The sequence below is a fragment of the Polyangium fumosum genome (assembly GCF_005144585.1).
Lineage (GTDB): Bacteria > Myxococcota_A > Polyangia > Polyangiales > Polyangiaceae > Polyangium > Polyangium fumosum.
In genome coordinates this window covers 67,221-87,725 of sequence record NZ_SSMQ01000037.1, presented here as the reverse complement: position 1 = coordinate 87,725, position 20,505 = coordinate 67,221, and the positions used below count along the sequence as shown (strand labels likewise).

Here is a 20,505-nt window from a genome sequence, read left to right as displayed (position 1 = left end):
TCCAGGCGACGCCTCCATGCGTCGCGGCCGGAGGGACCATCAGCCGGGAACGGAAGCGGAGACGCGGGGGCGGCGGGCCCAATGGATGGCGAGGGGCAAGATCGCGAGGAGGAGGCCGACGAAAATGTCCTGGAGCCAGGGCGAGCGGACGCCGAGCGCCAGCGGGACGAACTTGCCGGCGAGGGCTCCCACGAGGCCGAGCGTGAGGGAGACGTATGCGACGCGTGGGGGAATCGGCTGTCCGAAGAGGCCTACACAGAGGAGGGGCAGGAGCGAGGCGCCGAGGAGGGCGCCCGCGAGGGTCGAGAGGGAGACGATGTCGCCGAGGGGGCGGAAGGAGAGGAGGAGGACGAGGGTCGCGACGAGGAAGAGGATCCCGCGGGTGCGGCGCTCGCTCGGCTCGCGTCGGGCGAGCGCCGCGACGACGTGTTTTTCGAGGCACGAGGCGACGACGAGCAATGCAGAGTCGAGCGAGGACATCGAGGCCGCGAGGAGCGCGACGAGGAAGATGGGGCCAAAGGCCGCGCCGAGGAGGCCCCGCTCGAAGACGAGGCGGGGGACGACTTCGTCGACGTCACGCACGAAGGGGACGAGCGAGCGCGCGAAATACCCGACGGGGAAGAGGCAGCCGAGGACGAGGAGGAGCAGGAGGGGCGCGAAGTGCCGGAAGCGGCGGGCCTGCGCGCCGTCGCCGAAGGCATAAAAGACCATGACCTGCTTGGGGTCGGCGACGAGTTTGACGGCGCCCGAGAGGCCGACGGCGACGAGCTGCGCGACGGAGAGGGGACGGATCGGCGGAGGCGCGGGCGCGGAGGGCTCGGGCGAGGCGGAGAGGACCGCGACGAAGAGCAGGACCGCGCCGCCGAGGAGGACGACCGATTGCACGACGTCCGTGAGCACATCCGCCCATAAGCCGCCGAGCAGGCAATAGACGATCGTGACGAAGTACACGACGAGCAGCGCCGCGGAATACGAGAGGCCGAGGCCCGACGCGACGACGAGGGCCGTGCCTCGCAAGACGGCGAGGACGTAGAGCAGGGTCGTCAGGACGACGATCCATTGGACGAAGACTGCGAGCGGGCGGGATCCGAAGCGGCGTTCGAAAAAGTCCGGCAGGGTGAGGGCGCCGTTCGTCCGCGCGAACTCGGCGAAGCGCGGGGCGAAGAGGTGGAAGGAGAGCGTGCAGGCGACGACGAGGAAGCCGCCGACGACACACCAGCCGAGGCCGACCTCGAAGCTCTTGCCGGCGTGGCCGACGAAGGAGTTCGAGCTGACGAAGTTCGCCATGAAGGAGAGGGCGAGCATCCACGCGGGGATCTTGCCGCCGCCGGTGACGTAATCGGAGAAGCCCTTCGATCGTCGGGTGACGTAGGCACCGGCGAGGATGAGCGCGAGGAGGTAACCAGCGACGACGAGGAGGGTGATGAGGCGATCGGGAGGCAACGGTTCGGATCCTAGCAGGAGGGTCGAGGTGGGGATATGCCCGGCGCACACCGGATGCGGCGTTCCTCGAGGAGGCTCTGGGGGAGTGACAACCGTTCGTCCCTCTCATCCAGGGTGATGATGGTTGCGTCTGCGACCTCGTCGAGGACTGCCACATCTGGCCCACACCCGGCAGGACCAAGGACTGCCTGGGGTCCCCCGGGAATGCGGTCGTTGTTCGGTCGGATGGCATCGAGCAATGCGGGTGCTCTGGCCCTAGCAGCCTGTGGACTTATCTGCTGCGCGCCCCGAATCGTCGGTCGACATCGCTCGAAATCCTTCAGGATTCCTCGCTCCGTCGCCCTAGCTTCGGGGCGCTCGCGACGATAATTCCACAGGCTGCTAGCGGAGACCCATCCTTTCCAGGTGCCGACGCTGCTCTTCCATGAGCTCGGCGTCGAACTGTTCGAGGTATGTGACGAATGCATTCCCATGTTCAGCAGCGTGTATGAACAGGAGTCCCTTGGCTGCGACCTCGAGCGCCGCGCGCTCAGGTGAGCCTTCGTCATATTTTTCTGCAATGACCTCCAGCGTCCTCAGTGTCTCGTCGGGCAAAAAGTTCGGATGGCCACGGCTCATTGTTGTTCCTCCCGCTAGCAAGCTCATGCGCCCAGGGGGATGAGCACGAGCGCGCCCGCCCCGCCGGTCGATACCACGTACACAATGCCACCGATCACGACGATTGTCCCGGCGGCGACTTCCGGATGGCGCTTCAGCCAAGCGGCAGCCTCTGCTATCGTCTCGAATGTTCGTCGAAGCCCCTCGCTTGCCAAACAGTCCATGTACGCTGCAAGGCACTTGGTTTGGCAGTAACGGTAGTGAGCCCACGTGCCCTTCTTCATCGGCCACGGTGGCTTCACCCGCCAGCAGCGCCGGAAGCAGTCGATCTGCTCCTGGTCGCAGTCGCGGCCACTGCCGGAGGCGTCCGAGACATGGACGATTCCATGCGTCGTCTTCTCTTCGCATTCATGCGGCACCACGCTCATGACCGGCGCCCCCTGCCGGAATGCGTATTCCGGTAGCGCGCCGCCTCGATCCACGAGCGTGCAATGCTCGTCTATGCATTTCCGCGGATGCACCTCGTCGCGCGAGGGCAAGACGCCTTCTTCGCTCAAAATGCCCGTCGAGGACGGTCGTTGCGGCTCGTTCGAAAGCACGCCGTGGACGTTGTTCTTCGGTCGCCTCGGCTCGTCGGGCGGGCTCTCGCTCCGGATGCGATACTTCTCGACGCGCTTCTCGATGCTCCGCGGGTCGTCCTCGCCGCCGCGCCCGAAGCATCGGCCTTCCGGGGGTCGAGCCCTCTCCGCGCCGCTCGACGCAAAGGCCCTCTGGGGGCGAGAACTCGGGCGACGCGCTCCCCTCGTCAGCCCTTCCCCCTCATGTTTTCACGACCCCCGCGCATGCCTTCCCCCCCGAGGCTTCGGGACCTCGCGCCTCTCCGCCACACAAAACCCTATCGCCCCCTTCCCTCCCGCCGCGCTCCCCCGCCCCGAAGGCATGAGCTGCTCTCCGCTTCACCGCGCCGCGTGTACAAAATCCACCCGGTGCCCCGCCTTCGCGCGACCTTCGCCGCCCCGAAGCCTCGAAGCGCCTTCGCCCTCCGCGACCTTCGCCATGCATGGGCCTCCCGGGACCCGAGCTTCGGGCTCTCTCGCCCGCGCGTTGGCCTCCGGGAGGCCCCGCCTCGGCCGCGCCCTCTCGTCCTCGAAGCCCTGACCGGCCCACGCACGCGCGCCGCCCGCCGTCGTTTCGCGAGGTGGCGCCCTCCTTTCGGCCGCGGCGCGCGGTCGTTCGAGGCCCCCTCGCATTCGAACCGGGCGCCCCCTCGCGCATGCGAGCCCTTCGGCGGCGCTTGCATCTCCGATCGCGGCCGCGACGAGCCCCCCGAGGCCCGCCTGCACGCGCGCCCTCGGCCAGACGAAACCCTCCGAGGCCCTCCTGCACGCAAGATTCCAACACGCGGAGGGCTCTCCAGGGGCCCCGTGCGGCTTGACGCGATACCCTCGAATTCGGCACCGTGAAAGCCGCGCGCGAGGCCGGACAGAATTACCTCCTGCGGATCGTCGCCAGGATCCTCGGCACATACGACGAGCCGACGGGCGACCACGCAGAAAAACGTGCCGCGCTGCTCGCGCCCGTCGTGAAGCAAAATGAGGCCATCCGACACAACATCCGCACGCGAAGGAGCACGCCGGACGTGGATCCGAAGACGGGGGAGGAGCAGCTTCCGGAGGAGGCGGCGGGTGGGAGCGGGTTGGAGGAGACGACGCCGACGAACGAGGGCTGAGCGAGAGCGACTGCGCTGCGAGCGCGCAGAGGCCGAGCGGTGCCCGTCGCCTGCTTGAAATCCACCTCCATGGTCTTGCCACCGGCTCGCTGGAAGAACTGCGCATCGCGCAGTTCTTCCACCTCGGTCCAGGCCGTGCCCTGAGCATTGGTCTCATCTGGGAAGCGCTTCGCTGGGGCGTTGCCCCAGGCCCCACCCGGGGCTATCCGCCCCGGGACCCGGACCAGCGAGGCGCTGGACCCAGGCTCGATGAACTGCGCATCGCGCAGTTCATCGAACGGGCCGAGTCAAGACCACGAGCGACCCCGCCAGCCAAGACGACAGCGCTGACGGTTCAGCCGGCAACGCGGTCCCAACGGCCTGTGGGAAGAACTGCGCATCGCGCAGTTCTTCCCCAAAGGGTCCAGGGCTGGCCCTGGTTCGGGTCGAGGGGCGAAGAGCCCCCGCGGGGACCGGGGCAGCGCCCCGGCGCCACGGCCCCAACCAGACCTGCCTCTAGTGTCGACCGTACAGCGGATCCTTCCGGGGCACGGTGCCTCGCGGAGGGACGCTGGGCGCGACCGAGGCGGAGGGGGCTGGCGCGATCGTGGTGGCGGGGAGGAGGGTCGATCGAGAGGTCGAGGGTGGGGGCGTGACGCCTGCGCGGACGGATGAGGGGAGACCTGAGGTGGCGGGCGAGGCGCTTGTTGTGGTGAGGGGCTCGCTCGTGCGGCTTGAGCCGACGAAGCCGAGACCGATCACGAGACCTGCGGCGAGTGCTGCGGCGATGACGAGGCCGACGACGAGGGCGCCGCGTGAGGCGCGGGGTGCGGGTGGGGGGTCGAGGGTTGGCTGTACGGTGACGTCGGCGGAGGTTGTGACGGCGGTCGTGCTCGGCGGCGGGCGTAGGTGCGCGGGCAGCTCGGGGTCTGAGAGTGTGGCGGGGAGCTTGGGGACGGGGGGAGGCTTGATGGCGGGGAATGTGGATGCGCTCGCGGGCACGGATGGCGCGGGGGGGCCTTTGGATTCGAGGGCGTCGAGGAGGATGTCGATGGAGTCGCGGCCTGAGGAGGGCGGCGCGCGCATCGTCTCGCTGTACGCCATGCCGCCGAGTGCGCGTCGTGAGGAGATGACGGCGTCGATGAGCGCGTCGCCCTCTTCGACGCCGAGGGCGGCGGCGAGCGCGGTGACGGCTTCGCCTGCGGAGCGGAAGCGCTTGCCGATTTCGCGGTGGCAGCAGCGGAGGAACCAGGCGTCGTAGGCAGGGCCGAGCATCGTGCCGAGCTCGCTTGGGGGGCGGATGGGGTCGTATGCGATTTTGCCGATCAGCTCGGCGACGGTGTCGGATTCGAAATGATCACGGCCCGTGAGGAGGCGGTTCGCGACGAGGCCGAGGGCCCACACGTCTGTCGCGGGACCGACGAGCGAGACGCGGCCTGTGGCTTGCTCGGGTGACATGAAGAGCGGCGTGCCGAAGATACGGCCGGTCTGTGTGCGCGAGACGATCTGCGCGATCGTGGCTGCGTCGCCTGTGAGCTTGGCGATGCCGAAGTCGACGAGCTTGATGCATGGCACGCCGTCGTCGCGCTCGATCAGGATGAGGTTTTCTGGCTTGAGATCGCGGTGGACGATGCCGAGGGCGTGCGCTTTGTCGAGCGCGCGTGCTGCTTGGCGCATGTAGAGCACGACCTCGGGGGCGGGGAGCGGGCCGCGCATGTCGAGCTCGGCGCCGAGGTCACGACCGCGCAGGTACTCCATCACGAAGAAGGGCGCGCCGTTCAGCTCGGGCGCGACGTCGGCGTCCGTGATGCGAACCACGTGGTCGCTGTCGATCCTCGCCGGGGCGCGCGCCTCCACGCGGAAGCGGGCGATCTTCTCGGGGCTCGCCGCGGCCGGGTCGTGCAGCAGTTTGAGGGCAAACTGCTCGTCCGTGTGGATGTGCTGCACGAGGTGCACGGAGCCGACCGCGCCGCGGCCGATCTCCTGGATCACGCTGTACCGGCCGGCGATGACCAGGCCGGGGGTGATCTTCTTCTTCTCCGGCATGCGCGAGGCGTCCTCGGGTGGCAGCCCATCCTAGTCAATCTGGACGCCAAACGAAAGCGGGGCGCGGCGGCTTGGCGGTCGCCTTCGCCCGAGGTAGGTTCGACCCATGAGCACCGAGGGCATCTCGGAACGGGAGTTCGAACGCGCCGCGGACGACACGCTGCGCAAGCTCGAGCGAGCGCTCGGCGACCTGGACGGGATCGAGGTGGATCTGCAGATGGGGGTCCTCACGGTCGAGTTCCAGGACGGGACCAAGTACGTCATCAACAGCCATCGCGCGGCGCGGCAAATCTGGATGGCCGCTGAGCGGAACGCCTGGCACTTCGATCCACGCGCCGGAGGCGCGAGCTGGCACGCTTCGAAGGACGGCGCAGAGCTGTGGACGACCGTGCAGGCCGTGCTTTCGCGCAAGCTCGGCAGGACGATCGAGCTCGCCCCCTGAGCGCGGAGGAGCCGCCATGCGCTCGACGCCTCGCCTCGGTCTCGTGCTCGTGATCGGGATGGCGCTCGTGACGAGCGCTGCTTCGAACGCACACGCTTATTGCCGCGCCTCGACGTGCGCCGAGGGCCAGCTCTGCGGGCCGCCGCCGTGGGACGATCCGGCTTGCAAGCCGCTGCTCTGGAAGCGGCCGTGCGTGGGCGTGAGCGTGCAGGTGGATGCGTCCGAGGAGGTGCCGTATCCGCTGGCCGTGGGGGTCGTCGAGGAGTCGTTCCGGGCGTGGGAGCAGCCGGTCTGCGAGACGGCGGTGCCTGGGCCGCCGAACATCCACGTGCAGAACCTCGGGCCGATCTTGTGCAACCGCATCGAGTACAACTCGAACGCGGGCAACGCGAACGTGGTGGTGTTCCGTGACGCGACGTGGACGCACCCGGACGGGCCGCACAACATCGCGCTGACGACCGTGACGTTCGATACGCGGACGGGCGAGATCTACGACGCGGACATCGAGGTCAACACGCACGGCTTCCCGTTCACGACGTCGGACAACCTCGAGGAGGTGCAGACGGATCTGCTCTCCGTGATGACGCACGAGGCTGGGCACTTCCTCGGGCTCGCGCACGCCGAGGACGCGAACGCGACGATGTGGCCGAACTACACGTCGGGCAGCCTGCTGCCGCGCACGCTCGCGGCGGACGACATCGCGGCGATCTGCGAGGCGTATCCGCCCGCGGAGGAGCCCGTCGATACGGCGCGCTGCAATCCCCTGCCCCGCCACGGCTTCTCGCCGGAGTGCGCGGCGAAGCAGACGGAGGGCGATTGCAGCGTGGGGCGCGGGGCGGGCACGAAGGAGGCGGGAGCCGCGGTGCCGGCGCTCGCGCTCGTGGCGCTCGGGTTCGTTGGGGCTCGAAGGATCAGAGCCCGAAGCGCACGCCGAGGCCGGTGAGGATCCCCGAGAGGGTCGGCGCGACGTCGAGATCGATCGAGACGCCCGGCGTGGGGCGGAACGAGAGGCCGACGAGGGGCAAGACGATCCACGGGTAGACGAGCGGCCGCACGCCGCCCGAGAACCAGCTCGGCTCTTCGTACCCGCCGTAATGGTCGACGTCCTTGTCGAGCTGGTTGCAGTACCGGAAGCTGCCCGGCGGATCGTTCGGCGCCGTGCAAGGCCGGTAGGTGTACGGATCCGCGGGCGAAAAGCCGGGCGGATACGCCTGCGTGCGGTAGAGGCCGCCGAGGAAGGTGTAGCCGACGCCGAGGCCTCCGCCGATGCGGAAGCGGAAGCGCTGCCGGCGATCGAGCGGGACGTTCCATACGAGCTCGAACGAAGCCTGGAGGGAGGAGAGATCGGCAGAGACGATCTCGTACTCGGTGTCGGGCGTGCCGCGCGGCTTGAAGGGCGTGGGCGGCAGGAAGAAGGCCGCGTACCCGAGGGTGAAGGTGATGTCGAGGTTGCCCGCGGGGCGCACGAGGCTCAGCGCGCCGCCCGGCGCGATCACGGTGCGCCCGCCGTCGCCGAAGATGTTCATGGCGAAACGCGGGATGACGTAGCCGCGGTACGCTGCGCCGAGCCAGAGGCGTGGCTCCTTCGAAGGGACCATGGGCCCGGGCGCGGCCGCGGCTCCGAGCGGCGCGAGATCGAGCGTGACGATGCGGCGCTCGCGCTCTTCGAGGGTGATCGTCTCCTTGCGCTCCTTGCGGCCCTTGGCCTTCATCACGACCGCGAGCTCGTCGCCGGGATCGACCTTCTGCGGCTCGGCCGGCTGTTCGAGGGGCTCGCCGTCGATCGTGACGACGACACCCTCGTAGCCCTTGGGGATCACGAAGGTGAGCGTGGGGATGCGGTCCTCGATCTCGCGCAGCTTGCGCTTGGCGATCTGGATGGCCGCGCGGTCGCCGCGGGTGTGGGTCCGATCGGGCGGCTCCTCGGCGACGACGCCGTAGAGGGCGCTCGCCTGGAGGAGCTCGGCCGCCATCTCGTAACAGCTCGCGAGCGCGACCGCGGTCTCGGGCCGGTGCCGGAGGCCCTCGGCCTCTTCGAGCAGCGGGACGGCGTCGCCGCACTCCCCCTTCCGGGCGAGGGCGATCCCCTTCTGCGCCTGCGCATCCCCGGGCGCGGCGCTTGCGGGCGCGACGAAACACCCCACGGCGGCGGCGAGACCCACCCCGAGCAGGTGGCGGATCCACGTCGGCTGAGGACGATCCGGGCCTGTTCGTCGGTCGCGACCTGCGGCGCTGGGACGCCTCTTCGGCATGGCTCGGTCGATCGCGCGGGCGGCTAGAACCCTCGCCGGTCGGCATCCTACGCGGCCCCGAGCAGCCGTGCCGACAAAGTTACCACCGCCCTCGTCCGGTGGTCGCCGGGGCCGACCCCGGGTCCGGCCCCGACCGCCCGGTGGTGAGATTCCCCGCTCGAAGAAGAAAACGATGGGCCGCGAGTTTTCCTGCTTCGACGTCCCCGAGCGACGCTTGTAATCTACCGCTGATGGACCCAGGCGCAGGGAAAAACGGGCCGAATGGTCCCGATGGCACCCCCGGGGCCGCAGGTACCGGGCGGGGTATTCTTTCGAATCCCACGCGTCGGACCCTACGAGCCGGCGAGATCCCGTCGACCATGATCGAGTGCGTACACGCCGAGCAATGCGGCGGCTGTCCACTCATCGGGATGGATTACGCCCAGCAGCTCACGACGAAGCGCGCGCGCGTGGTGAGCGCGATCGTGCACTACCCGGCGCTCGAGCTTCTGTACACGCGCCAGGTCGTGCCCGGCGACCAGATCGTGGGCTACCGCGGGCGCGCGAAGCTCATCGTGTCGCCGACGGGCGGGATCGGGCTCTACGGTCGCTCCGGCAACCACGACGTGATCGACATCCCGAACTGCCGCGTGCTCGCGCCCGCGCTCGCCGAGGTGACGACGATCCTGCGCGGGCTCATCGCGTCGCCGCCGCCGGAGGCCCGCGGGCTGCTCTTGCCGTACGATCCGCACGGCGGCGGCGTGCTCCGCGCGATCGATCTGCGCGAGGTGCACATGCCGGGCACGACGTCGCTGCCCGAGACGACGACGACCGCACAAGGCAACCGCGTGGGCGTGCTGCTCACGTTCGTGCTCCAGCGTGATCGTGTCCCCTCGCGCGACGAGCTCAAGGAGGCGGGACGCGCGCTCCGGGCGCTCTTGCCGCGCGTCGTGGGGATCGCGGCGAACCTGCACGAGGCGGACGCGCCGCAGATCCTCGGGCCGGAGACGATGGTGCTCGACGGCGTGCCGCACGCCGAGGATCGTATCGGGCCGACGTACCACGTGGCCTCGTTCGGATCGTTCGTGCAGGTGCACCGCGGCCAGGCGTCGCGCGTGCATGCGCTCATCACGCGCGAGATCGCCTCGCTCGACATGCAGCTCTTGATCGACGAGACGGGCACGAACCGGCGGCAGCCGAAGGTGCTCGATCTCTACGGCGGCTCGGGCGCGATCTCGATCGCGCTGTCGCACGCGAAGAACATCGTGACGATGGTGGAGTCGTTCGCGCCGGCGGTGCAGAACGCGCGCGCGGCGGCCGAAGCGCAGGGGCTCGGCAAGCTCGACGCGCGCGTCGGCGACGCGGCCGACGTGGTGAACTCGTTGCTCGCGAACAACGAGAAGTTCGACGCCGTGGTGATGAACCCGCCGCGGCGCGGGGTTTCGCCCGCGGCGCGCGAGGCCATCGCCCGCCTCGGCGCGCCGCTCTGCATCTATGTCTCGTGTGATCCCGATACGCTGGCGCGCGACCTCGATCACTTCAGCCGCCTCGGCTACACGTCGAGCGAGCTCATCCCGATTGACATGATCCCCCTCACGGAAGAGGTCGAGACGGTGGCGGTGCTCAAGCGCGCGCCGCCCGCGCAGCCGCGCGTGATCTACGAAGACGACGACGTCATCGTGGTCGAGAAGGGCCCGCACGAGCCGGTCGAGAACCAGCCGGAGTACCTCGGCTCGCTGATGCAGCGCTGTCTGCGTTTGCCCGGCGTGTCGAACCTCAAGGTGGTGAACAAGCTCGACACCGGCACGAGCGGCCTCTGCATCTTCGCGCGGAACGAGGTGGCGCGGCAGCTCTGGACGACGGCGCTCGCCACGAGCGGTCGGCTCATCTACCTCGTCGCCGCGAAGGGCGTCACGCCAACGAAGGGCGCCATCGCGCGCGACCTGCGCGAGGGCGGCCGCAGCTACATGGCGCGGACGCGGTACCGCCGCCTCGCCGTGGCCTCGGGCCACTCGATCCTGCGCGTGATCCCCGACGGGCACCGGCCGCACCAGATCCGCCGCCACCTCGCGGCGATCGGGCACCCGGTGCTCGGCGACGAGCGGTACGGCCACGTGCCGACGAACCGCTACTTCGAGGAAAAGCACGGCCTCGATCGCTCGTTCGTGCACCTCATCCGCATCGAGATCGTGCATCCGCGCACGGGCGCGAAGCTGCTCATCGAGTCGACGCTGCCGGGGGATCTGCGCGCGTCGCTCGAGCGCGCGACGGGTTCGTCCGTGATCAAGTTCCTCGAACAGAAGCACGCGCTCGGCGAGAACCGGGCCTCGTCGATGCTCCCGGGCGAACCGGCGAGCGCGCCCTTACCGCCGCCACGGCCGCTCGATCGCGGCGGCTCGCAGCCAGCGATCGGCCCGATGCCGACCGATCTCGCGCCGCCGCCGCCCTCGTATCCGCCGGACTCGCTCGCCGAGCCGATGTCGTACGCGTCGCCTGACTCGTTCGCGTCGCCGCCCTCGTACGCCTCGCCGCCGGGCTACGCGCAGCCGCCCTCGTACGCGCCGCCCGGCGGCCTCCCCTCGCCGACCATCACGGAGGCGCCGACCGAGCACGTCCCCGAGCTCGACGAGTCGCCCCGCACGATCCGCCACGCGATCGTCTCCGACGACGACTGACGGCGCGATTCATCTCGCCCGAAAAGTTGCAAGACATCTGGTAGGCTCGGCCCGTGCCGTCTCAACTCACGGAAGAGCGCCCGCGTATCCTCGTGGTCGACGACGAGAAGGTGATCCGCGACATGCTGGCGGATTTCCTGGGCATGGAAGGCTACATCGTCCGCACCGCCGAGGATGGCTCCGCCGCACTCGGGGAGCTGACGAAGTCGCACTACGATCTCATCATCAGCGACCTGAAGATGCCGAGGATGGGCGGCATCGCGCTGCTCGACGAGATCGGCAAGACCTCGCCCGACGCGCTGACCGTGATCATGACGGGGTTCGGCACGGTCGAGACCGCGATCGACGCGATGAAGCGCGGCGCGTACGACTACGTGCTCAAGCCCTTCAAGCTCGACGAGGTGATCCACGTCGTGCAGCGCGGCCTCGAGAAGCAGCGCATGGCGGCGGAGAACCTGCGCCTGCGCGAGGCGCTCGGCCTGTACAAAGTCAGCGAGGCCATCCAGGCGAGCCTCTCGCTCGATCAGGTGCTCGAGACCGTGGCCGAGAGCTGCCTCTCCGAGGTGCGCAGCGATCTCGTGTCGACGTGGCTCGACGACGGCGAGGGCGGGCTCTTCGAGCGGCAACACATCCGCGGATCTTCGCTGCCGGAGGACGCCGCGATCGGCGTGCTCGATCACGACAAGATCGCCGAGCACCTGCGCGCGGAGGCGACGTTGCTCGAACAAGGGCCGCGCGGGCTCAAGTTCTTCTCGGCGCCGCCCGAGGTGCCGCTCTACTCGCTCGTCGCGGTGCCGCTGCGCATCGGGCAGCGGTTCATGGGCTTCATCGCGCTCGGCTCGTTCTCGAAGGGCCGGCGCTTCGAGGAGGGGCAACGCAAGCTCCTCAGCATCATCGCGTCGCGCGCCGCCGCCGCGATCGAGAACGCGCGCCTCTACCAGGATCTGCAGGCCACGTTCCAGCAGACGATCCAGGGCCTCGCGAAGGCCATCGACAAGATGGATCGCTACACCTCGGGTCACTCGGATCGCGTCGCGCTCTACGCCGTCTTCCTCGCGAGGCAGCTCGGCCTCTCCGCGTTCGAGGTCGAGATCGTCCGGCAGAGCGCGCTGATGCACGACATCGGCAAGATCGGCTGCGTCTTGAACCTCAACAAGCCCGGCAAGCTCACGCAGGACGAGTACGAGGTCTTCAAGAAGCACCCGGTCTTCGGGCGCGACATCCTCGATCCCATCAAGTTCTTGCACCCGCTCATCCCGGGCGTGCACCTGCACCACGAGCGCTGGGACGGGCGCGGATATCCGCTCAAGCTGAAGGGCAACGAGATCCCCATCATCGCGCGCATCATCGCCGTGGCCGACACGTACGACGCCATGACGAGTGACAGATCCTATCGCCGCGCGCTGCCGCACGAGGTCGCGTTGGCCGAGATCGAGCGTTGCTCCGGCTCGCAGTTCGATCCCGAGGTCGCCGCGAACTTCACGGACAACATCGAGGGCTACCGCGACGAACGGCGCAGCGCCGGAGACAAGGTACCGGAGTAGTGGGCGAGAGACAGGCGAAGGCGTATTTCCTCGGTCGACGGCGCTACGAGCCGATCCACGCGCTGCAGCAGCACCTCGTCTCGCTCCGCGCGGACGGGCACATCGAGGATCTCATCCTGCTCGTCGAGCACGAGCCCGTCGTGACGCTCGGTCGCGCCGCCGACACAGGCAACGTGCTGCTCGGCGAGGAGCTGCTCGCCGCGCGCGGCGTCGATCTCGTCCAGACCGGCCGCGGCGGCGACGTGACCTACCACGGGCCCGGACAACTCGTGTGTTATCCGATCCTCGATCTCAAGCCGGATCGATGCGACGTGCGCCGCTACGTCCGTTCGCTCGCGGAGGTGATGATCCTGCTCGCGCGCGAGCTCGGGGTCGAGTCGGGCGTCGTCGACGGGCTCATCGGCGTGTGGGCCGATCGCGCCAAACCCGCGGAGTGGGCCGGCGCGCCCTGGGCGAGCGAGATCGCGAAGGTCGGCGCGATCGGCGTGCGCCTCTCGCGCTGGGTCACGATGCACGGCTTCGCGTTGAACCTGTCCGTGGACCTCCAATCGTTCGGGATGATCGTGCCGTGCGGGCTCCGCGACCACAGCGTCACGTCGATCGAAGAGCTCGTCGGCCGCGCGCCTGCCGTGCGTGATCTCGCGCTCGGCTGTCACGAGATCCTTTCGCGCGGGCTCGAACTTTCCGTCCCGCGCGTCGAGGACATCACCCACGTGTCCGATCTCGAAGCCACGCTCGCGGGGGACCACGTCTCTTCCGGCGTCGCAGAGCAAGAAAAACCCGCCGCCGGCTGATTCCGCGGGGGGTCGCTTCGTGCGATCCTCGGGATCCGTGGGGTCTGCTTCTTCGCCTCCGCCTCCCCAGATCTCCGTCGCGCAGACGGCAGCGGACCCGTCTTCGGTCGATCGCTGCCCGCGCTGCGGCGGCCGGGCGATGCCTGTGCGGCGACGGAACAACCCCTTCCTCGACGGGGTCGACATCGCGGTCGTCTGCGAGGACTGCGGGCTGTCGTTCCCGGCCAAGCCGCCCCCGCCGCCGCCCTCGGGCCGTCCTCCCTGGTGAGGATGCGCGCCGCACACGCTGTGACACAGCCGGTATGCGCTGTGCTACGGTGCCGGCCATGTCCGTCGTGGCGGCGAGCGTCCTCGGCCTGGGTCTCGGGCTCAAGCATGCCTTCGAGGCAGATCACGTCGCAGCCGTGTGCACCTTCGTGGCGCGCGGAGGGACGGTCGCGCGGGCGGCCTGGTCCGGAGCGCTGTGGGGGCTCGGGCACGGGGCCGTGATGGTCCTCGCCGGCGGCGCGCTCGTGGCTTCCGGCGCGACGGTTCCCCCCGCGATCGCCCTCGCCCTCGACATCGCCGTCGCCGTGATGCTGGTCGGGCTCGGGATCGGCGCGCTCGTGTCGCGCCGGCAGAAGCCCGTGGAGGAAGACGGCGCGCCTCCGAAGACGGTCAAACGGCCCCTGCTGGTCGGGCTCGTGCACGGCGCCTCGGGGACGGCGGCGCTCACGTTGCTCGTCGCGAGCACGATGCAGGCGCGTACGGCGGCGCTGGTCTTCGTGGGCGTCTTCGGGCTCGCGTCGGTGATCGGCATGGCGCTCATCGCCGCGCTCGTGGCCTGGCCGATGCGCTCGCTCACCCGCGTCGCCCCTTCCCTCGGACCGCGCCTGCAAGCGCTCGCCGGCCTCGGCTCGATCGCAGCCGGGATCGCCGTGGCGTCGACGGTGATCTGAAGCGCACACGGCGTGGAAGAAGCCTCGGAGGGCGCGCTCCCCCGTGCAGCGGCGACCGAAAATCAGCTAAGAAGGGCGCCGATGGGCGCGACGCGGCACAAGCAGCTCGGCAAGGCGCAAAAGGTCGCGCTCGCCAGCGTCGCCGTCCTGGCCACGGGCGCGGCCGCGTTCGTGACCGTGCCGGAGATCATGCTCGCGCACGGGACGCGGGAGGCGAAGAAGTGCCTCGTGTCGTACGAGTCCGCCGCGCCGCCGGAGGTCCTGACCTGCCGCGAGCCGATGGAGTGGATGCTCCTGCCGGCGCGCCTGCCGTGGACCGCGAATCGCGCGCGCTACCGGGCCGAGGAGCTCAACGCACGGGTCGCGGTCGCGAACTACGTCGAGGCGGCCGTCGGCGCGCCCTCGGTCGAGCGCTTGGCCAAGGCGGCAGACGCGCTCGACCTCGACGCCGAGGTCGTGAAAAAGGGCTCGCAGCGGCTCGCGTTCGACGAGCTCGGCCCCTCGGTCGGCGCGCCGGATCTCGGGCGGGAAGCCGACGCGCTGGGGGATCGCCGCACGCTGCTCGCGCGGGGTGACATGTGGCTCGATTTCCGCGTGCGGATCGCGGCGATGCGCGCGGCCCTGCTCGAAGCCGATCCGAAGCGCGCCGAGGCCCTCGCGCGGAGGTACGCCGATTACGATCCGCGGGATCACGACCACCGCACGGCGATCGCCGCGGTGCTCTGCATGGGCGAGGACGTGACGCGCGGCTTCGAGATGCTGCCGTTCGTGCAAGAGGATCGCGCCTCGCGAAGGTACGAGGGCATGTCGCGGGATTTCGGCGAGGTCCGCGCGCTGCTCGTCGCCTGCGCCGCGCGCGCGGGAAAATCGCCGCCGCCGATGCCGGAGAGCCCGAAAGCGGGAGGCGCGGACGTGGTGGAGCAACGCGCGCTCCTCCGGCTGCGCCTCGCCGCGGCCCGCGCAAACGGCGAGGCGACGGAGCCCGTGCAGGCGGCCATCGCGGCTGCGAGGTCGCTCCTGGAGAACGGTCCACGTGGGCCGGGTGGGCGGGTCGCGCTCCTCGCGGCGGTGCTCGCGGCAGGCGCGGATCTCGACGCGGACGAGGTCGCTCGGTTGTCCCGCGCGCGCGACGACGAGGCGCCGCTCGCCGCGCCGCTCGCGTGGACCGCGACGGAGTGGCTCGCCGAGCGGCGGCCCGTGCTCGGCGACGTGGAGCCGCCGCCGGTGGTCCCGGGGGCGACGTTCGTGGCAGCGGCGCGCGGGGTCCTCGGCCTCGAAGCAAAGCTCCGCGCGTCCAAGGTGGGCCCCGAACGCGCGACGGCCGAGGCGCTCGTCGCGGCGCGAGGCGCGCTCTGGCTCGAAGCGGCGGCGGCGCTCGCGCGGGAGGGCGACGCGGCCTCCGGGGCGACCGCCGCGGACGAGGCCGCGACCGCGCTCGGCCTCGGACCTCACGGCCGCGCGCTCGTGCGGTCGAACGTGTTCCGGCTCGCCGGGGATCGGGAGAAGGCGTTCGCGGAGCTCGCCGTGGACGACACGCCGGCGAAGGACGAGCGCACGGGCAAGGCCGCCTCGGATCCGCGGGTCCCGGCGGCGGTCGCGCTGCAGCGGGCCGAGCTCGCCATGGCGCTCGGCAAGCGCGACGAGGCGCGGGCGTCGGCCGAACGCGCGGAGGCGCGGGCCGAGGCCTGCCACGACGTGCTCCTCGCGGCGCGGGCGCGCTGGCAGCTCGCCGCGCTCGGTGCGAGGACGCCGCCGCCGCCTCCGTGGGCGGACGTCGAGGCCGGGACGGCGGTCTCGTGGATCGGCTTTGGCAACCCGCTCGAACCGTACCGGGCCGGCGACGCGGCCGCGCAATCGGCGCGGGTCACGCGGGCGCTCGACGGCTGGGCAGGCCTCGCGGGCGCGGATCCCTCGCTCCGCCACGCGGCGCGCTGGGCGGCGCTCCGGGATCGCGGCGATTCTCCGCCCTGGCTCGGCGTGCACCTCGCGCTCGCGGGGCGCCTGCTCGCGCCCACCGAGGGGGACGTGGAGATCTGGCTCGACGCAGTCTCGGCCTTCGACCTGCGCCGCTTCTCGCTCCGCTCCTATGCCTTCGCGCGGGCCGACGCGGCGCGCTTCCGCGGCGACGCCGAGGCTGCGACGCGCTGGGAGGCGCGTTATCGATTCTTGCGCGGCGTGGCCACGGATCCGACGCGGATCGAGCTCGCGCGGCACCTCGACCTGTAAAAGGTGCTATCGCTCTCTCCGATGCGACGGTCCCGCGCGCCCTTGCTCCTTGCTTCGTTCCTGTCGATTTTGGCCGCCGCGCCCGCGGCCGAGGCCTACGAGCGGCAGTGGCACGTCGGCGGCGGGCTCGGGTATTCCCTCGTCCTGCCTGGCCTGCCCGGCGAGAGCATTCCCACCACGGCGACCTCGCTCCACGGCTTCGGCGCCGCGCTGCACGGCACATACGGCCTCACGGACACGTTCAACCTCCTCGTCCAGGTCGACGGCAGCTTCGCCCCCGGCGCGACGCCCGTCGTCCTCGCCGGCGGCAGCGTGGGCATTGGATACGTCGTCGATATCCTGCGCGTGGTCCCCTGGTTCGGCGTCATGGCCGGCGGGTATGCGGTCTCGGCCCTCGACCCTTGCGGCGCGGCGGGCGAGACGGGCTGCACGAGCGGCCGCCTCGGCTTCTCGTTGCCGGTTGGCATCGACTACCAGGTCAGCCGCAGCTTCACCGTCGGCGTATCAGGCCGCTACGGTGTGCTCCTCCTCGGCCCGAAGGGCGGCGTCGATCAGATGATCGGCGCCTATTTCCGCGCCGAATACGTCTGGGGTTATTGAGGCGATTCTTTCGACCGCCGCGATCGCGGCGCCCGTTTCGGCGCCTCGGGCACCCGCGCGGTCGGAACCACGCTCCCGCCGGGGGTCGTGCTCGTCCGGGGCGGCTTCGGCGCGATCTTCTGCGTCGCGATCTGCGATGAATCATAACCTTTCGGCGACGAGACGATATCCACGCGGGGCGCCGTCCTCGACCGGTGCGACATCACGACCGCCGGGACCTTCGGCGTCTGCGCGGCGTGCCCTCCGGACGGCGTCCGTGGCACCCGCTGCGTGGGTGCGCACACATCCGTATCCGCGGCGACGACGAGCGCATTGCCGACCGGGAGGGGCGCGCGGACGGGCTTTCGTGGCGTCTTTTGCTCGATGGCCCTCGGGGCGGAGGTCCAGCCGTCGCGGGCCGTGGACGGGCCGGCGGGAGGCACGGAAGGCGACCCCAAAGGCTTGCGCCGGGAGGGCGGCGGCGGGTGGTTCCGCGCCGCCGACACGCCTATCGGCGCGGCCGGCAGCACGACCTTGAGGAGCGCGCCGCCGAGATCCGATCGATCGAGCTCCAACGTCCCGCGGTGCGCGACCGCGACCTGCCGCGCGAGCGTGAGCCCGAGCCCGAGGGACTCCTTTTTCGTCGTGAAAAACGCGTCGAAGATCCGGGCCCGCATGTCGGGCGGGACGCCTGCCCCCGCGTCCTCCACGCGCACGACGACCTGCTCCTTGTCGCGCGTCACGGTCACGCACACGAGCGGCTTTTGCGGCTCCTCGCCGGCCTTCGCCTTCGTGCCCGCCTCCGCGGCGACCGCGCAGGCCTCGACCCCGTTCGTGAGCAAGGAGAGCAGGAGTTGACCGAGATCACTCCGCTTTCCTACGACAATCGGCGACGATCCATGCACGGCCGTCACCAGCAGATCGACATTCCGCGCGCGCGCCGTGGGCTCGACGAGGGCCGCGGCTTCGTGCGCGAGATCCCCGAGATCCACGGGCTCTGCGCTCGAATCCTCCAGCGCGGAGAGCAGCCGTGTCCCCGCGGTCCGCGCGAACCGGAGCGCCGTCGTGGCTTCGTCCTGGATCCGCGCGAGATCGTCGAGCGCCGAGGCCACACCGGGGAACCGCACGCGCAGGTGGCCAATGAGCTTCTCTTGCTCTTCGAGCTGCGTGCCGAGCGACGAGAGCGGCCAGCGCATCTCGTCGGCGAACCCCGCCGCGAGCGAGCCCAGGATCGCCAGCCGCGCGAGCTTCGCGTCCGCGCCCCGCCGTTCGAGCGCGCCCGCCACGGGCTTCACCTCCTCGGCGGCGAGCGCCGCGGCGCGTCCCTGCGCCTTTTCGTGCGCCATCGAGAGCGCGAGCATGTTCGCCGCCGTCTCCAGCACGAACGGCGCCTCGGGCGAGAGCATCTCCGCCGACGGCGTGGCGACGACCAGCGCGCCGAGCACGTCCCTCCCGATCAGGATGGGCATGGCGAGGATCGTGCCCCAGCCTGCGCTGTTCACGAGCTCCCGATCGATCCGCCCGGCGAGCGCCGTGGCGGCGTCCATCTCCGTCGTGATGCGCCTCTTCTTGGCGGCCGTCTGCGCTGGAAACCAGGGCACCTCGGCGCTCGGGAACGTGCCGATGTAGGCGCGCAGCGTCGCGGGCAGCCCCACGTCGGCTTTTAGCTCGAGTCCGTCCTCGGTGGCCTCATAGGCGGCGCCGCGCTGCGCGCCCACGCCTTCGAGGACGAGCGCGAGGGCCTCGGAGAGCAGGCCGCCGGGTTTTCCGCGCGCGAGCAGCCCCGAAAGGCCGAGGAGCGCCTGGAGCGAGGGGCTCGGCCTTGTCGTGGCGGTCGTACGGCGGGCGGCCATGATGGCCCGAGCGTACTCGGAATCGGGGCGTGGGCGAAAGAGATACGCGCCGGCCCTCGGCGACGCGCGCGCGTCGCCGAGGACCGCTCGGGACGACGCCCGACGATGCGGCTACGGGCAGGTCAAGCCGCCGCAGTCCTCGCTCTTCGGATCGAAATCGCTGCATTTGCTGTTCGGCTGCAGGCCCCAGGTGCAATAGCTGAGGTAGCTGAAGCCGTCGATCGCATTGAACGTCATATTGACGTCCCAGAACACCGGCGCCGCGTAGCAACCGTTTTTATCGTAGCCGCGGTAATAGATCTTGTCGCCGACCTCGACGTTCGAGTCCTGGAGCTTGATCACGCCGAAGTCGCCGACCACGACCTCGCCCATCCCCATCGGCGCCGGGTTCGGCTGGGGCACGGGTTTGGCGTTCGAAACGCGCACCTTCACGCCGCCCCACGCGTTGTGGAAGTCCGCGTCCGTCGTCGAGCCGAGCTTCGCCACCTCCGCCTCGTCCGTGAACGCGTGCGGCGCCGGCACGGGTCCCGTCCCCGTCCGCGTCACCGAGCACGTGAAGGCGATCTGCGTCTGCGGCACCTTGCTCCCGTTCATCTCGTTCGCGCAGGCCGCGAGCAGGAACGAATCGGCCACGCCCGTGATGTCGAGCGTGTCGCCCGGCTTCACGTCGTCCGGGATCGCGTCGCCCGGCAGCGGATCGCCCTCGTAGTAGTTCGACAGCTTCGGGCAGTACGCCTTGTTGCCGCCGGGCGGGATCGCCGCGGGCACGCCGTAGCTCAGCACCATCACCCCGGAGTACGCCTGCGTCTCCGTCAGGCCGGGCGCCGACACGAACACGCCCCACAGGCAGTTGCCCGCGTTGCTCTGCGAGACGAGGAACTTGTGGCTCATGGCGACGGCGCCCTTCACCCGCACGGGGGTCCCCTTCCCGACCGCCCCGGCCGCCTTGGCGTTCGTGATCTGCTCGATCGTGACCTCCTTGCCGTCGCACATCGCGCCCCCGGCGCCGCCCTCGCCGCCTGCGCCCCCGGCGCCGCCTTCGCCTCCGGCGCCCCCGGAGCCCGGCCCCGTGGGACCGGTCGCGCCGCTGCCGCCGTCGCCGCCCGAGGGGTTGTTGTTCTCCTCCGCCCGACACGCCGCCGAGAGGACGACACACAGCCCGAGCGCGAACGCCGCGCTCGTACCCAGAACAGACCACTGCTTACGAAGGGACATGAAGGACCTCCTGCTCGCCGCTCGCCGCGCCGAAGAAAGATGCCCCGAGGCTACCACCGCCCCCTCCCCCCCGCCCGTCGGTCCGGACGTCCAGGCTCCCTCCGCCCTCCTCGCCGCTTCCGCGCCGCCCGCGTCTTCCCGCCCCGCCGCCCCTTTCCCGCACCTCGCCCCTTCCGCGCCTGCCGCCCGCATCGAGTATGCCGAACTACACAAC

Annotated in this window: 17 protein-coding genes; 10 read left to right on the top strand and 7 right to left on the bottom strand. The window is 70.4% G+C overall.

Annotation, left to right across the window (positions count from 1 at the left end):
* Window positions 1–39: 39 nt before the first annotated feature.
* The 3 genes from E8A74_RS30220 to E8A74_RS55050 all read right to left on the bottom strand — a co-directional run bounded on the left by E8A74_RS30220 (window position 40) and on the right by E8A74_RS55050 (window position 2,579).
* Window positions 40–1,443 (bottom strand): sodium:solute symporter family protein, encoded by a 1,404-nt coding sequence (locus tag E8A74_RS30220; RefSeq protein ID WP_136932565.1) that lies wholly within the window; start codon window positions 1,441–1,443, stop codon window positions 40–42.
* A gap of 381 nt (window positions 1,444–1,824) precedes the next feature.
* Window positions 1,825–2,061, bottom strand: a complete 237-nt coding sequence (locus tag E8A74_RS30215) for a hypothetical protein (RefSeq protein WP_136932564.1) — start codon at window positions 2,059–2,061, stop codon at window positions 1,825–1,827.
* A gap of 23 nt (window positions 2,062–2,084) precedes the next feature.
* On the bottom strand, window positions 2,085–2,579 hold the full coding sequence (locus E8A74_RS55050) for a hypothetical protein (protein ID WP_232379815.1): 495 nt from the start codon (window positions 2,577–2,579) through the stop codon (window positions 2,085–2,087).
* Window positions 2,580–3,499: 920 nt separating this feature from the next.
* Between E8A74_RS55050 and E8A74_RS30205 the strand changes: the two genes are divergently transcribed.
* A complete protein-coding gene (locus tag E8A74_RS30205; RefSeq protein ID WP_136932563.1) occupies window positions 3,500–3,769 on the top strand; it encodes a hypothetical protein in 270 nt (89 codons plus the stop codon).
* A 495-nt stretch (window positions 3,770–4,264) separates the two neighbouring features.
* Here the strand turns inward: E8A74_RS30205 and E8A74_RS30200 are convergent, their stop codons facing one another.
* Window positions 4,265–5,794: a serine/threonine protein kinase gene (locus tag E8A74_RS30200; RefSeq protein WP_136932562.1), complete on the bottom strand. Its 1,530-nt coding sequence runs from the start codon at window positions 5,792–5,794 to the stop codon at window positions 4,265–4,267.
* Window positions 5,795–5,900: 106 nt separating this feature from the next.
* Between E8A74_RS30200 and cyaY the strand changes: the two genes are divergently transcribed.
* The gene (gene cyaY, locus E8A74_RS30195) at window positions 5,901–6,236 is read left to right on the top strand and encodes an iron donor protein CyaY (protein ID WP_136932561.1); all 336 of its coding nucleotides are present in this window, start codon (window positions 5,901–5,903) and stop codon (window positions 6,234–6,236) included.
* 16 nt (window positions 6,237–6,252) lie between these two features.
* Window positions 6,253–7,179, top strand: coding sequence for a matrixin family metalloprotease (locus E8A74_RS30190; protein WP_136932560.1), 927 nt, complete (start codon window positions 6,253–6,255; stop codon window positions 7,177–7,179).
* On the opposite strand, the gene E8A74_RS30185 is transcribed toward E8A74_RS30190, so the two are convergent.
* On the bottom strand, window positions 7,148–8,488 hold the full coding sequence (locus tag E8A74_RS30185; RefSeq protein WP_136932559.1) for a hypothetical protein: 1,341 nt from the start codon (window positions 8,486–8,488) through the stop codon (window positions 7,148–7,150). The two genes, E8A74_RS30190 and E8A74_RS30185, sit on opposite strands and share 32 nt — an antisense overlap.
* Window positions 8,489–8,847: 359 nt before the next feature.
* Here E8A74_RS30185 and E8A74_RS30180 point away from each other — a divergent pair, with 359 nt between their 5' ends.
* From E8A74_RS30180 to E8A74_RS30155, 7 genes are all read left to right on the top strand, one after another.
* Entirely contained in the window at window positions 8,848–11,142 is a 2,295-nt protein-coding gene (locus tag E8A74_RS30180) for a pseudouridine synthase (protein WP_232379814.1), read from the top strand.
* Between the two features lie 53 nt (window positions 11,143–11,195).
* The gene (locus E8A74_RS30175; protein WP_232379813.1) at window positions 11,196–12,686 is read left to right on the top strand and encodes an HD domain-containing phosphohydrolase; all 1,491 of its coding nucleotides are present in this window, start codon (window positions 11,196–11,198) and stop codon (window positions 12,684–12,686) included.
* Complete coding sequence (lipB, locus tag E8A74_RS30170; protein ID WP_136932557.1) at window positions 12,686–13,480, top strand: lipoyl(octanoyl) transferase LipB; 795 nt, start codon at window positions 12,686–12,688, stop codon at window positions 13,478–13,480. The genes E8A74_RS30175 and lipB overlap by 1 nt, the downstream gene beginning before the upstream one ends.
* A 139-nt stretch (window positions 13,481–13,619) precedes the next feature.
* Complete coding sequence (locus E8A74_RS55650) at window positions 13,620–13,748, top strand: hypothetical protein (protein WP_269749896.1); 129 nt, start codon at window positions 13,620–13,622, stop codon at window positions 13,746–13,748.
* A gap of 58 nt (window positions 13,749–13,806) precedes the next feature.
* Entirely contained in the window at window positions 13,807–14,418 is a 612-nt protein-coding gene (locus E8A74_RS30165) for a hypothetical protein (RefSeq protein WP_136932556.1), read from the top strand.
* Window positions 14,419–14,499: 81 nt separating this feature from the next.
* A complete protein-coding gene (locus E8A74_RS30160) occupies window positions 14,500–16,644 on the top strand; it encodes a hypothetical protein (protein ID WP_136932555.1) in 2,145 nt (714 codons plus the stop codon).
* 21 nt (window positions 16,645–16,665) lie between these two features.
* Entirely contained in the window at window positions 16,666–17,244 is a 579-nt protein-coding gene (locus E8A74_RS30155) for a hypothetical protein (protein ID WP_136932554.1), read from the top strand.
* On the opposite strand, the gene E8A74_RS30150 is transcribed toward E8A74_RS30155, so the two are convergent.
* Entirely contained in the window at window positions 17,238–19,076 is a 1,839-nt protein-coding gene (locus E8A74_RS30150; RefSeq protein ID WP_136932553.1) for a GAF domain-containing sensor histidine kinase, read from the bottom strand. The two genes, E8A74_RS30155 and E8A74_RS30150, sit on opposite strands and share 7 nt — an antisense overlap.
* Window positions 19,077–19,187: 111 nt before the next feature.
* Window positions 19,188–20,291 carry a hypothetical protein gene (locus tag E8A74_RS52870; RefSeq protein WP_170229480.1) on the bottom strand — a complete coding sequence of 368 codons (1,104 nt, stop codon included), beginning with the start codon at window positions 20,289–20,291 and terminating at the stop codon, window positions 19,188–19,190.
* Window positions 20,292–20,505: the final 214 nt, after the last annotated feature.